Origin of the sequence: Bacillus sp. LNXM12-1 (genome assembly GCF_003004375.1) — a bacterium.
Lineage (GTDB): Bacteria > Bacillota > Bacilli > Bacillales > Bacillaceae > Bacillus.
Window position 1 is genome coordinate 18,378 of record NZ_PVWX01000004.1, and the last position, 13,543, is coordinate 31,920.

The 13,543-nt window shown below is 41.4% G+C and carries 16 protein-coding genes and 2 pseudogenes; all 18 read left to right on the forward strand.

What is annotated here, in order from left to right; translation table 11 throughout:
• Positions 1-121 precede the first annotated feature (121 nt).
• The 18 genes and pseudogenes from glmS (at position 122) to C6Y07_RS14950 (ending at position 13,522) form a co-directional block, all read left to right on the forward strand.
• Positions 122-1,924 carry a glutamine--fructose-6-phosphate transaminase (isomerizing) gene (glmS, locus tag C6Y07_RS14865; RefSeq protein WP_003216893.1) on the forward strand — a complete coding sequence of 601 codons (1,803 nt, stop codon included), beginning with the start codon at positions 122-124 and terminating at the stop codon, positions 1,922-1,924.
• Positions 1,925-1,986: 62 nt separating this feature from the next.
• Positions 1,987-2,286, forward strand: a complete 300-nt coding sequence (locus C6Y07_RS14870) for a hypothetical protein (RefSeq protein ID WP_106048551.1) — start codon at positions 1,987-1,989, stop codon at positions 2,284-2,286.
• Positions 2,287-2,449: 163 nt separating this feature from the next.
• A complete protein-coding gene (locus C6Y07_RS14875; RefSeq protein WP_106048552.1) occupies positions 2,450-2,806 on the forward strand; it encodes a DUF2200 domain-containing protein in 357 nt (118 codons plus the stop codon).
• 166 nt (positions 2,807-2,972) lie between these two features.
• The gene (locus tag C6Y07_RS14880; RefSeq protein ID WP_106037019.1) at positions 2,973-3,164 is read left to right on the forward strand and encodes a PLD nuclease N-terminal domain-containing protein; all 192 of its coding nucleotides are present in this window, start codon (positions 2,973-2,975) and stop codon (positions 3,162-3,164) included.
• 14 nt (positions 3,165-3,178) lie between these two features.
• Positions 3,179-4,096 carry an ABC transporter ATP-binding protein gene (locus C6Y07_RS14885; protein WP_106061682.1) on the forward strand — a complete coding sequence of 306 codons (918 nt, stop codon included), beginning with the start codon at positions 3,179-3,181 and terminating at the stop codon, positions 4,094-4,096.
• Complete coding sequence (locus C6Y07_RS14890; protein ID WP_106156965.1) at positions 4,093-4,857, forward strand: ABC transporter permease; 765 nt, start codon at positions 4,093-4,095, stop codon at positions 4,855-4,857. Before C6Y07_RS14885 ends, C6Y07_RS14890 begins: the two co-directional genes overlap by 4 nt.
• 10 nt (positions 4,858-4,867) lie before the next feature.
• Positions 4,868-5,137, forward strand: a pseudogene (locus C6Y07_RS14895) (RidA family protein); the annotation flags it as partial.
• Between the two features lie 240 nt (positions 5,138-5,377).
• Entirely contained in the window at positions 5,378-6,100 is a 723-nt protein-coding gene (locus C6Y07_RS14900) for an ABC transporter ATP-binding protein (protein WP_106072357.1), read from the forward strand.
• The gene (gene skfF / locus C6Y07_RS14905) at positions 6,093-7,514 is read left to right on the forward strand and encodes a sporulation killing factor system integral membrane protein (protein ID WP_106048555.1); all 1,422 of its coding nucleotides are present in this window, start codon (positions 6,093-6,095) and stop codon (positions 7,512-7,514) included. The genes C6Y07_RS14900 and skfF overlap by 8 nt, the downstream gene beginning before the upstream one ends.
• Positions 7,515-7,533: 19 nt before the next feature.
• The gene (locus C6Y07_RS14910) at positions 7,534-8,049 is read left to right on the forward strand and encodes a HEAT repeat domain-containing protein (RefSeq protein WP_034664409.1); all 516 of its coding nucleotides are present in this window, start codon (positions 7,534-7,536) and stop codon (positions 8,047-8,049) included.
• Between the two features lie 111 nt (positions 8,050-8,160).
• Positions 8,161-8,358: a hypothetical protein gene (locus tag C6Y07_RS14915; RefSeq protein WP_223254153.1), complete on the forward strand. Its 198-nt coding sequence runs from the start codon at positions 8,161-8,163 to the stop codon at positions 8,356-8,358.
• Positions 8,359-8,506: 148 nt separating this feature from the next.
• The gene (locus C6Y07_RS14920) at positions 8,507-9,634 is read left to right on the forward strand and encodes a DUF418 domain-containing protein (RefSeq protein WP_106156971.1); all 1,128 of its coding nucleotides are present in this window, start codon (positions 8,507-8,509) and stop codon (positions 9,632-9,634) included.
• Between the two features lie 162 nt (positions 9,635-9,796).
• Complete coding sequence (locus C6Y07_RS14925; protein WP_106037022.1) at positions 9,797-10,168, forward strand: GntR family transcriptional regulator; 372 nt, start codon at positions 9,797-9,799, stop codon at positions 10,166-10,168.
• A 5-nt stretch (positions 10,169-10,173) separates the two neighbouring features.
• Complete coding sequence (locus C6Y07_RS14930) at positions 10,174-11,055, forward strand: ABC transporter ATP-binding protein (protein ID WP_106156972.1); 882 nt, start codon at positions 10,174-10,176, stop codon at positions 11,053-11,055.
• A complete protein-coding gene (locus tag C6Y07_RS14935; RefSeq protein ID WP_106037024.1) occupies positions 11,033-11,638 on the forward strand; it encodes an ABC-2 transporter permease in 606 nt (201 codons plus the stop codon). The genes C6Y07_RS14930 and C6Y07_RS14935 overlap by 23 nt, the downstream gene beginning before the upstream one ends.
• Positions 11,639-11,815: 177 nt before the next feature.
• Positions 11,816-12,019 (forward strand): annotated as a pseudogene (locus C6Y07_RS14940) (AraC family transcriptional regulator); the annotation flags it as partial.
• A 135-nt stretch (positions 12,020-12,154) separates the two neighbouring features.
• Entirely contained in the window at positions 12,155-12,787 is a 633-nt protein-coding gene (locus C6Y07_RS14945) for a TetR/AcrR family transcriptional regulator (RefSeq protein WP_106037150.1), read from the forward strand.
• Positions 12,788-12,838: 51 nt separating this feature from the next.
• Positions 12,839-13,522 (forward strand): bacitracin ABC transporter permease, encoded by a 684-nt coding sequence (locus tag C6Y07_RS14950; RefSeq protein WP_106156974.1) that lies wholly within the window; start codon positions 12,839-12,841, stop codon positions 13,520-13,522.
• The last annotated feature ends 21 nt before the right edge of the window (positions 13,523-13,543 follow it).

Below are 13,543 nucleotides of genomic sequence, written 5' to 3' on the forward strand. Positions count from 1 at the left end.
TTGTACAAAGGGAATACACATGATCTCCCAAATTAAACATGTAGAGAGGGACGAAGAAATGTCCCTTCTATTTTAGTAGGCTTTCTTTGTCCCTTTCACATGATCGGGAGGAAGAATATTTATGTGTGGAATCGTAGGTTATATTGGTCAGAATGATGCGAAGGAAATCTTATTAAAGGGTTTAGAGAAGCTAGAGTACCGCGGGTATGACTCAGCAGGTATCGCTGTGGCAAACGAAGAAGGCGTGCATGTGTTCAAAGAAAAAGGACGTATCGCTGAGCTTCGTGAAGTTGTTGATGCAAATGTAGCATCTTCAGCTGGAATCGGACATACACGCTGGGCAACACACGGTGTACCAAGCCATCTAAATGCGCATCCGCATCAAAGTGCTTCTGGCCGTTTTACGCTTGTTCATAACGGTGTCATCGAGAACTATGTACAATTGACACGTGAATATTTACAAGACGTCACACTAAAAAGCGACACAGATACAGAGGTTGTTGTTCAAGTTATCGAACAATTTGTAAGCAGAGGTCTTGATACAGAGGAAGCTTTCCGTCAAACGCTTCTTCAACTAAAAGGCTCTTACGCAATTGCCCTTTTCGATAACGAAAACAAAGAAACAATCTATGTGGCGAAAAACAAAAGCCCATTATTGGTTGGTTTCGGAGAAGATTTCAACGTTGTAGCTTCTGACGCAATGGCGATGCTTCAAGTAACAAACGAATATGCGGAATTAATGGATAAAGAAATGGTCATTGTCACAAAAGACGAGGTGATCATCAAAAACCTTGACGGTGATATCATGACACGTCCTTCTTATATCGCTGAGCTAGATGCAAGCGACATCGAGAAAGGCACATATCCTCACTACATGTTAAAAGAAACGGATGAGCAGCCGCTTGTCATGCGCAAAATCATCCAAGAATATCAAGACGAAAACGGCAAGCTGTCAGTCGCTGGCGATATCGCAAGCGCAGTAGCAGAAGCAGACCGCATTTACATCGTGGCTTGCGGAACGAGCTACCATGCAGGGCTTGTTGGTAAACAATATATTGAAGACTGGGCGAAAGTACCTGTAGAAGTCCATGTAGCAAGTGAATTCTCTTACAACATGCCGCTTCTATCGAAAAAGCCGTTGTTCATCTTCCTTTCTCAATCTGGGGAGACTGCGGACAGCCGTGCTGTACTTGTTCAAGTCAAAGAGCTTGGTCATAAAGCATTAACGATCACAAACGTACCAGGTTCAACGCTTTCACGTGAAGCGGACTTCACATTGCTTCTTCATGCAGGACCAGAAATCGCAGTGGCTTCAACAAAAGCCTACACAGCACAAATCGCTGTTCTTGCGATCCTTGCATCTGTTGCAGCCGAATTAAATGGTCAATCTCTTGACTTTGATCTTGTGAAAGAACTTGGGATTGTTGCAAACGCAATGGAAGCACTTGTCGATCAAAAGGATGAAATGGAACAAATCGCTCGTGACTTCTTCACAGTGACACGTAACGCATTCTTTATCGGAAGAGGACTTGACTACTATGTGTGCCTTGAAGGTTCACTAAAACTAAAGGAGATCTCTTACATCCAAGCAGAAGGATTTGCTGGCGGAGAACTCAAACACGGCACCATTGCTTTAATTGAAGAAGGCACACCGGTCATTGCCCTTGCAACGCAAGAGCACGTGAACCTCAGCATTCGCGGTAACGTCAAAGAAGTCGTTGCACGCGGCGCAAACCCATGTGTCATCTCACTAAAAGGCCTAGAAGACGAAGGCGACCGTTTCGTCCTTCCAGCTGTACACCCAGCACTTGCACCACTTGCATCTGTTGTCCCATTACAGCTCATCGCTTACTACGCAGCCCTTCACCGCGGGTGTGATGTGGATAAACCACGTAACCTTGCGAAGAGTGTGACGGTGGAGTAGGGTTTAAATTAAATCAGACTTTTGATACCCCTTTAGATATAATTATCTAAAGGGGTATTTTTGTGTCTAAAGAGCTTAATAAAATGAAAGATAGATTCGATAAGGTCGTACATTTTCAAGGGAGCGGAATGATTATTAGTGAATATTTAAAAAAGGAAAAATGGGGAAATATTTTTTTCTTAATCGTTTATATCGCATTGTTTATTAGCTCTTATTTGTTGATTAGTGGTCCTGCCACGGTCGAAGGACCGATTTGTGTATTCCTTGGATTTTGTTTCGTTCAATTTCTTAAATATAGGACTTTCAAAAAAGATGAAGAGAATAAAAAGAGAAATAATAAAGGTTTATATCATCGTTTATAAGTTGTATGATAGCCATAATTTCACATGGGATATAATGTGCTAAGGACATTAAAAATAGAATGTCAAGTTGGTTTGAAAATAAAGGAATTAGGCATAATGAGAGAGCCGCATCTTTCGCAGGCAATACAGGTTAAATATTTAACAAAGAAAGAGAGAAAATCACATGACCAAACCTAAAATCTATACAATGAGCTTCGCAAAAGTCTATCCTCTCTATATCGCAAAAGCAGAGAGAAAAGGACGAACAAAGGCTGAAGTCGATACGATTATTTGTTGGTTAACAGGGTACAGTCCGGAAGAGCTGCAGGAACAGGTGGATCAACAGACAGATATTGAAAACTTCTTTGCCGAGGCCCCTGAGCTTCATCCTTCCCGCAGTTTAATCAAAGGAGTCATCTGTGGTGTTCGAGTAGAAGACATTGAGGAAGAAACAATGAAAAACATTCGGTATCTAGATAAGCTGATTGATGAGTTAGCGAAAGGAAAGACGATGGAAAAGATTTTGCGAGGTTCATTATAAGCAATATAAACATGTAAGCCCAGTGAGCGCACCTTCACTGGGCTTTTTTTATATTTATAGACCAATCGATAGATAAAAATAAAATCCATTTGAACGAATTCCCTCTTCATGTCGTCAAAAGAAGTAATACCAAAACAAATTGACGTATGAAAAAGGAGTGGCGTGGATGGATTTGAAGATGATTTTACCTCTCGTTTTGCTGCAAGCCATTTTAATGGTGATTGGTTTGTTTGATTTGCTGAAAAGAGATCCATCTAGGATCAGAGGAGAGGTGAAGTGGGTTTGGGCTTTGGTGATTGTGTTCGTGGCGAGTGCCGGTCCTATTGCGTATTTCATTTTTGGTCGTAAACAATCTTAGTAGGGGGGATTTGCTTGAATATGCTGGAGTGTCATGGGCTGACGAAATCGTATGGTCGGCATGAAATTTTAAAAAACGTTTCGTTTTCTGTTGGGGAAGTTGGTTGTGTCGGTTTTTTAGGAGCCAATGGAGCGGGGAAGACAACGACGATTCGGATTTTGACGGGGCTTGCTCGTCCTACGTCTGGCGTCGTGAAGGTGGCGGGTATGGATGTGACAAAGGACATGGATGACATCAGTCATGTGATTGGATATTGTCCGCAGCAGCCTGCATTTTATCAGGACATGACGGGGCAGGAGTGGATGCATTGGGTTGGCGGGTTATTTCAATTAGAGAAAAAAATCATTCGTTCCAAAACTGAGGAGCTGTTGAAGCTTTGCCGTGTGTATGAGGCGAAGGATCGTGCCATTGGCAGCTATAGCGGAGGGATGAAGCAGAGGCTCGCCATTGCACAGGCGCTCATCAACAGCCCGAAGGTTCTGATCTTGGATGAACCTGTGTCTGCACTTGATCCAATGGGAAGAAAAGACGTCCTGACTTTGATTGAGCGTCTAAAGCATGAGATGCTGATCTTTATGTCGACCCATATTTTAGATGACATTGAACGAGTGGCGGATCATATTATCATGATCAACAGCGGAAAAATTGAGATGTCCTCTTCGATGAAACAGATCAAAGAAGACTATATCCAGCCAGTGATTGAATTTCAATTAGAACAACAGAATACGAAACTAGTGGCTATGTTAAAAGAACGGGATTGGGTGGAGGAATGTATTGAGACAGGAGACGCTTATCAGGTTCGAGTCAAAGATCAGCAAACGGCATTGAAGGAGCTGCCTTGTCTGATCACTGAATCAGGTGGTGTTATCCTCCATTATCGACTATCTAAGCTGACGCTTGAAGATATTTTCATGAAGGTTGTGACTGCATGATGATGTTGAAAAAGGAATTTAGGGAGTTATTCACTAGTTATAAAATGTTGTTTGTGCCAATCATTTTTACGATTTTAATGATCACGCAGCCTATTACGCTCAAAATGCTGCCGGATCTTTTATCAAAATCAGCTAATTTACCTGAAGGGTCCACATTTTATATACCAGAGCCTAGCGCTGGTGAGGCTTTAGCGAGTGCAATAAGTAAATTTGATTCACTTGGCGTTTTTATTCTCATTATGATCGTGATGGGGACGATTGCGGGAGAGCGTGCCTCTGGGGTGACGGCGATGATTATGGTGAAACCGATCAGTCGAATGAGTTATTATGTCTCGAAAATATGCGCCTATGCTGGTTTGACTTTGTTTAGTTTGGTAGTGGCAGTGCTTGCCTCCGTTTATTATGTGGACATCCAATTTGGGCATGTGGATTGGGTCAATGTGGTAAAAGGAACACTTCTTTATTACCCCAATTTATTGCTGATTGTCGTGTCGACCATTTGTGCTTCGGCGTTCTTTACGCGTTCCGTCACAGCCGGCGGTGTATCGCTTGTGATCAACCTTATTCTATTTACCGTTCCTTCATTTTATGAGGATACATTAGGGAAGTTTGCGCCTAAAGGCGTGACAAGTGCGGCCGAGGAGATGATTCATAGAGGGACTTATTCGGATCAGGCGCTTACAAGCTTTCTAGGTGTATCGGTATTGATTGGTTTCTTTTTTCTCATCGGATGGTTTCTTTTTAGAAAACAAGAATTGTAGGTTGATGTACCCTTTGGAGCAGCTCGAATTAGCGTTAGAGAATGTGAAACGGAATGTAGAAGCGGCAGATATGGCCGTGGAAGATATAACGAAACTAGTATTTTATCTCGTGGGAGAGTTCGATGCTGAGTGTAGAAAACGAATCATGGGGCAGTTCTTAGGCGATCATCTCCCTTGTATGACGATGATTTATGTAGTTGCCTTGGCTTCTCCTGCTTTGAAGGTAGAGGTGGATGCTTGTGCGTGTCAGGAGATGGGTTTGGGTGATGGGGCGGTTTGAGGGAATAACTGTTTAATAGATAAAGGATTAGGATACTGTCGCCTAATCTTTTTTTATTTTGTACATGATATATTTTCTTAATCCGTTGTACATAGAATAGATTACCTCATTCCTATTACCTTGTTATTCTCTATATGGTAATATTAGGGTAAGTGGTTAGTGGGTCTAATGACATTCGCTTTTCATCTTATAACACACCATAGATAAGCATACATCACTCTAATACAAGGGAGAGATTCGATGCCATTCATGGAGGTTCAGAATATAAGCAAACGATACAGTAATGGTGATGGGATAGAGGGCCTGTCATTTTCCATAGAAGCAGGAGAAGTTGTGGCGCTGCTTGGGCCGAATGGCGCCGGGAAGACGACAACGATTCGGTGTTTAACGGGTCTATATAAACCAGATGGAGGGGAAATTCTCATTGAGGGTTTCCCGCCTGGTCATTCCCATGTCCAAAAACAAGTAGCTCTTATTCCTGATCAGCCGTATTTGTATCCAGACTTAACGGCTGCTGAACATGTTCAGTTCCGTGCTCGTGGATATCATAAAGGCTTAAAACAGATCAAGGAAAAGGTATATGGAGCGTTGAAAGAAGTACATATGGAAAAAAAGATGAACGAACTGTGCGGAAGGCTGTCAAGAGGTCAAAAGCAGCGTGTCGTCTTAGCAGGGGCCATTGTTCAAGATGCCTCCCTTTTTATATTAGATGAACCGACTGTTGGGTTAGATATTGCGTCAAAACAGTGGCTGTCGGATTGGCTGAGACAAAAAAGCAGTCAAGGTGGGTCGGTCTTTGTGTCGACTCATAGTCTGGAGTTCGTTCTCGATACGGCCAGCAGGGTGGTATTGATTCGAGACGGTGCCATCATGAAGAATATGGATGTCCCTCAATTAAAGGAAGAACAGAGTGAGTGGAGGGCAGAAGTCATTCAACTTCTGGGGGAGTGGTCAAGTGAATAACACACTCTCCCTTTTATGGATGAAATCTCAAAGGCGCTTGATCAGTAAAAATCAAGAAAAGAAAATGCCTTTTGTGATCTTACTTCTTTTCATTGCGGCAATTGGTTTTCAGCTAAGCGCAGTTTCAAGTATGGGTGATTGGAATACGGTTGCAGCTGGATGGATCATTGTCTGCTTGTTTGTTCTCTATACGGGGTTTGGCTTGTTTACAAATCGGCTCCCTAGTCAAATGAACGATATCATTTGGTTATATGGAAATGGCGCTTCTCTATGGACAGTTGTCATCAGTGTATGGTTGTATCACATTTTTTGGCGAGGGGCTCTTCTCATTGTGTCTGCTGTGGCTGCGGATCTTCTTCTGTTTTTTATGACGCAGCAGTACCCGTTTCTGCTTGGAAAATCACTCATCCTGACAGGGCTGTTATGTTTGGTTGAAACTTGGATGATTGCGATGTCTTGTGCTAGAACCATTCGGGTATATAAGCGCCTGCTCATAATCGGTTTTGTATTGATGTTTGGCTTCTTTGCACTGCTTGTTTTGAATCAATTCATGATGAAACAGCCCTTCTTGATGAACATTGCTGATTCTTTGATGTTTCAAGCTGGACGTATGATCGAAGAGTTCTCCATTCTTTCTTTCTTCATCTTTATTGGAGTAATGTTCCTATCTTTCATGATGATGTACAAGGCTAGTCATCGTTTAGAGATGAAGGAGTCTTTAGTCAAGGAGGCAGTATTTTGGGAAGAATTTGAGGGGAAACATATTCAATCAAGTCCAATCGTTCAAAAAAAGGGCAAGACGTGGTGGAGGCTTCCGTCATTAACGGGCAGCTGGGCTTTTCTTTGGATTGAATTATTGCTGCTAAAAAAGTATGCGACCTTCCATTTGTTATCTACCATGCTGTTAATTGGTACTTACTATGTCGTCCTTACTTATTTTTCAGATTGGCTGAATCTATTCTTAATCGTCATCGCTGCATCCGTTCTTTTTAGTTCATATTATGCGGGGATTGTAAGACACGCACAAACAGGAGTGCTCTATCTTTTTCCAGGCGCTTTATATCAAAAAATCATTCTGTTAGAAGTGTTTCAAACCTTTTGGCTGTATGCGTTCTACTTGATTTCACTTTATTTGGTTGAGATTCAGGATGTATTGTATTGGACCTTATTTGGTGGAGGAGTTTATATATGGTTTTTGGCCATACGGCTCTTTGCCTTTATGCAGCCTCTGAGACGAGAAAAGAGTTTTGCTTTGGCCGCCTATTATCAATCATTGCTATTTGCGTCTGTGATCAGTGCTATGGTCATTATTAGCATTCATCTAATCACTGATGGCTTGTTGACAACAATTGTATCCCTAGTGGCTGGAGCTGGATTTTATGTGCTTTGTTATCGATGCCGTGCGGTTCATTAAAAAGAGGAGTTGATTGTCAATGAAACCAGAAAATAAGCTGTCTCAATCAGTTCAACAATTGGCAAATACAAATGAAGTAACGATCGTTCAAGCAATAGGGGAATTGAGAAAGTTCGGAAAAGATGCAGTGCCCGTCCTTGTTGAGGCTTTAAAAGAAAAAGGATCTCTACGGAACATTGCAGCAGCTGTACTTGGTGAATTTGGAGCAGATGCGGGGGACGCAGCTGAGCCGCTAGCCCAGCTATTAGAAAGTGACGAAGAGGATACAAGAATGGCCGCTGCCATGTCACTCATGAGGATTGGACAGCCCAGCTTGCCATTCCTTCTGGCACTGGCTAAACGTTATGAGGGACCTACTTGTTTCTGGGCATCATGGTGTATCTCTTGGATTGATCCATCAAAAATTGAAAAAAACATGTACGAGTGCTTAAAACAAGAACAAGAAAATCCAACAGGCAGCGTCACTCCTTTTGCTGCAGAGGAAGCATTAGGGAAAATTATCGCTTTTCAGCTAAAGGAAAAGGAGGATGAATAGTGGAAAAGCAAAAACTCAATTGGCCTGAGCACCTTCCGTGGATTCATCCTTCAGATCAAAGGAAAAGTTAGAAAAACATTCAATTGGTTAGTAAGTGTAAGGGAGGAGAGAGTGTTGTTTCTATCAAACAAAGAATTAAAAAGAAACGCGGTTTTTTTCGCAGGGATTGGAGCGGTTTTGTTGATTTTAATGATATTGAAATGGTTTCCGATTCCTGCAGACTGGGAGCTGACGTTGATTTTTTTCGGATTGGCGATTTTGTTTTATTTGAAACGTGTGATGCGGAAAGAAGAAAATCATCATTCATAATTCATCAGTAAAAAACCTAGAATGTATATTCTGGGTTTTTTTATTAAATTTACCTTAAAACGCATGTTTTTACATGGGTGTAGAGACCAATTTTTTGAAAGTGTGGTAGGATAAATATGCTTTTATATTTTCCGAAGGAGCTGTCGTGTTGAAGGGATCTAGGGTTGAGTTCATTGATAGTTTGCGTGGTTTTAGTTTATTAGGTATTTTGATCGTGAATATGCTTAATTTTCAATATGATTATGATTTTGAGAAGATGTTTGATTCGAGTTTTTGGGGGCAGGAATTTGGCGTTTATGTAACGGAAATTTTGTTCCAGGGGTCGTTTTATCCGATTTTCTCCTTTTTGTTTGGGTATTCTTTTATCAAGCTTATTGAATCTACAAAAGCTAAGGGACTAAATACGAATGCCATTGTCGTTCGCCGAGGCTTTGGTCTGATTGTGCTTGGGATGCTGCATTACATCTTTATTTGGAATGGTGACATTCTTCTTTATTATGGAGCTTGTACGTTTTTCTTGATGATGTTTTTGAGCAGCCGAATCAAAACAATGCTTATTTGGTCGGGTGTGTTAGGGGCGTTGTCTTTAGTCGTTGTTCCATATATGATGAACTTTGTTTATGGGAATGATGATTTTTTAACCGATGTGTATGCGAAGGGTGCATATGGAGATATTTTGCTCAGCCGGATTACGGTTGAAGACGATATGTTGATTGTGACCATGATTCTGGCGATCGTGACCATTACGCTTATGCCGATACTAGGGTTTCTTTTCGGTACGATGATGGTGGGTCCGTTCGCATTGCTTGGCATGGTGATTGGTAAACGAGGACATCTGACAGAAGAAGATCGAGGAATGGCCTATCGTAAAGGCTGGGTATGGATGATTGTCGTCGGGCTTGCGCTAAAATGTGCGACGTTCATTGATGCGCCTTGGAGTGAATTCGTGATGACGCTTGGTGCTTATGTGCTGGCGATCGGGTATATTCAAGCCTTTATTATTTTCTACTATTCGAAGCCAGCCCAAGGTCTCAAACGTCTGCTTGCAGGGCTTGGCCGTTTGTCCCTATCAAATTATTTGGCGCAGTCGATCATTTGTACAACGATTTTCTATTCTTATGGACTTGGTCTATTTGGACAGATGGGGTCAATGTTTGGACTGCTGCTCGCTGTCGGACTGTACACAGCACAGCTGTTCATCAGCTATCTCTATTTGAAAAAATGGAGAAGAGGTCCGGTGGAGTGGATGATGGGAAAATGGGTGTATTGGAGATGAATTTTGTTGGGGAAGGCCGCATAGCTGAAGAGCTGTGCGGTTTTTTTAGTTGAGTTGCAATCAAAAAATGGTTGATTATTCTTTCAGTGTGTATATAATGTATATATAGTGTATATACAATATTTCGTTCCAAACACCAGTACAGAAAAAAGAGGTTTTTATATGCAGATTACGATTTCAAACCACTCTAAGGAGCCCATTTATGAGCAAATTACGAATCAAATCAAATCGATGATTTTAACGGGGGAGCTGGCGGAAGGCTCGGCACTGCCGTCTATTCGAAAGCTGGCGAAGGATTTGCAAATTAGCGTCATCACAACAAAGCGAGCATATGAAGAGTTAGAGAAGGCAGGATTTATTTATTCGATTGTAGGCAAGGGATCATTTGTTGCGGAACAAAACCTAGAGGTCATGAGAGAGAAAAAATTGAAGGTGATTGAGGATCAGCTTGGAGCGGTTGTCACAAACGGCAAGGAATTAGGCTTATCTTTTGATGAATTGCAGCAGTTATTAAAGTTCTTGTATGAGGAGTGAGAAGAGTGGAGCATGTGATTGAATTCAAAGGAGTATCAAAACGATTCAAGGACTTTTCAGTTAAGAGTCTCGATTTGCAGGTCAAGAAAGGCTTTGTTACAGGGTTTATTGGAGAAAATGGAGCTGGTAAGTCGACCACCATTAAAATGATCATGAATTTGTTAAAACCAGATTCAGGTGAGGTCAAGATTTTCGGATTAGATTATCACACCCATGAAAAAGAGATTAAGGAACGAATCGGCTTTGTTTACGATGCCAACGTTTTTTTCCCAGGTTTGAATTTAAAAGACATTAAACGGATTGTGGCACCTGCTTATAAACGCTGGGATGACCGTCTTTTCCATCAATATATTGAACAGTTTGGCCTGCCCCTGCATAAAGCAATCAAAACATTCTCAAAAGGGATGCAGATGAAGGCGTCACTTGCGATTGCGCTATCACATCATGCAGAGCTGATTATCATGGATGAGCCAACAGCCGGTTTAGACCCAGTTTTTAGAAGAGAGCTGTTAGGAACGTTACAAGAGTTAATGATTGATGAGAACCGGACCATATTTTTCTCAACACATATGACAACAGATTTAGACCGGATTGCGGATTATATTGCGTTTATACAAAATGGACAATTGGTCTTTCAACAGTCGGTTCATGAGGTAGCGGAGAATTATGCGCTTGTGAAGGGAAGCCTGGATTTGTTGGATCGAGACACAGAAAAGGCTTTTGTCCATATTCAGCGTACAGCAGCAGGGTTTGAAGCATTAACAGATCGGATCGGTGAAGTGAATCATATTTTTGGAGACGCTGTTGTGATCGAACCGGCGTCGCTTGAGGATATCATGTTTTATTTGAAAGGCGGGGTGGCGCATGTTTCATTTAATGAAGCGTGATGTGATTTTGCAGAAAAAGCAGCTGATTATTTTTCTTCCGTTTATCTTATTTTTTATTCTCATGGATGCGCATCCGGCATTGATTTTTCTAGTCGCTAGTTTCTTCATACCTTTTAACACATATGCGTACGATGAGAAGGCAGAAACGAATATTCTATTAAACTCTTTGCCTTATACACGTAAAGAAATTATCGCATCACGTTATCTTGGTGCCGTTTTCTATATGATTATCGCAATCGGGCTGACAAGTGCTGCTTTATTTGTTTTTGGGAAGCTGTTTTCGCTGACGGATATTGCGATTGGCAGCGGGCTGTTTTTATTGTTTGCGGCGTGTACGTTTCCATTGTTTTATATCTTGAAGCCTGGCTATATCACAACGGCAGTGATTATTGGCTTTATCCTTTTATCTGGTATAGGACCGCCATTTGTTGCCTATTTAGCGGAGCAATTCAGTGGGATCACAGATTTTATCATGAAATTATCGATACCTATTTTATATACTGGGTCAGCTGTGCTGATTATGCTTATCTACCTGCTGTCTTGGGGGCTTTCTACTGCTATTTATCAAAGGAAAGCGTTCTAGGAAAAATAGCTGAATCTATTCAAAGTAGATCATGACCGCAATTATGACCAAGTAGAGGTGAGCGAGATGATGTATAGTCTGTCACGCAAGAGGCGATTTTCTATTTTGAGTCGCATTTGATGGATGAGCTGTATTAAGGCAGGTGCCTGAAATAGTGGGATATTCTCATTTTCATTTCAATATGCGATTGTTTTAGATATCCCTTCTCACAGTGAATCCATTCATTTTGGTGTCTTGCTCAGCGGCAAGGGAACGGTATGGGCAGATGGGTTTCGATTTGAGGAAGTGAATGAGAAGACACCTACAACCAATATGGTGGAGGATTCTGCATTGCCAGATGTTCCAGTGAATTTACAGTTTGAGCTTGAGGAGACCGTGTGAGCGGTCTTTTTTATTTATTTTATATAAAGAACCTATATTGACAGTTTATCATGAAGTAGATTAAAATACATACCAACGGTCGGTATGTAAGAGGAGGCGTTTCATTTGGCCAGAAATAAGTATCCAGAAAAGACAATCAAGCAAATTTTAGATGTGTCGACGAAGCTGTTTCAGGAAAAAGGATTTGAAAAGACGAGTTTGCAGGATATCATCCATGAATTGAACATGTCTAAGGGTGCTATTTATCATCATTTCAAATCGAAGGAAGAAATATTACGTGCCGTGATGGATCGGCAATTTCGTCATGCGACAGAGAAGCTTGAAGATCTGATTGAGCATACAGAGGCAGTTCATGCAAAAGAGAAGCTGCAGCTTATTTTAGAGAAGCTTGTGGCAGATCCACAGTCTCACTCAATTGATGGAATCTTAGTTGATCAGATCAAAAACCCGCAGTTTGTGGTGGAAGGGATGAAGGCAGGAGTAAATCAGGATGCGCTTAAAATTAAAAGGCTCATTCTAGAAGGAATTGATGATGGTTCGATGAAGACTGCTTTTCCTGGTGAAGTGGCAGAAGTGTTTATGCTTCTCGTGAATATATGGCTGAATCCAACACTATTTGCTCGTGATGAGCAGGAAACTAGTCAGCGTTTGCTGTTTTTACAACAGATGATGAAAGGGCTTGGAGTGGATGTAGTGAGTGATCTATTTATTCAAAAGGTCACAGCGCATTATGCTGGAATTGGTGGATATGATCAGCCTGGAACCTAAATGGTCAGATAAAAGACAAAAAGAAAAATTCATTTCATAGGAGGATGCCTTATGCTTCACTTCATAAAACTTGAGCTAAGAAAAAGCCATATGAAACATTATATTCAATCTAGTATGATTGCAAGCATTGTACTGCTGGTGTTTATTTATTTTGTCGCGTTTGTTGCACAGGTTGAACAGGAAATAGGTTTTCAGCAATTTCCGAATATCTATTTGTTGACCAGTATAGTATGGATGATCTTTTTTTCGATCGTCACAGCCTTGATGTATTGTCGAGTGATGGTGACTGTATTGAAAGAGCATGAACCTCATTCATCAAGTCTGAAAGCATCACTCCTTTCGAGAATGGTCTGGATGCTGTGCTTTTCTACGATTGCAATGCTGTGTAGCATCATTCCCTCATTTGTTGTGTTTAGTGTCACTGAAACGTTCTTCCCCTTTGTTCAGGATGCGCTGACAGCTGATGTGATGTTCACTGTGATCAAAACGTACCTAGTGTTTACTTGTTGTATCAACGGTATTGGCATGATTGCGATGAGAGTGGGGTTAATGAAGAAATCTACCTCCATGACCATTCTGACTGCGATTGTTCTATGTGCTGTTTTAGGAAACCTATTAATTGCTTTTTATGGAAATGATCAAATGAATTTCATTCTGTCAGGAGTCATGATCGCAGCCGTTCTCATTGTGATCTTGGAATTATGGGGCAGTATCATCCGGCTTCAAGAGAGATGAGCCGCGTTGAAAAAAGGAGGG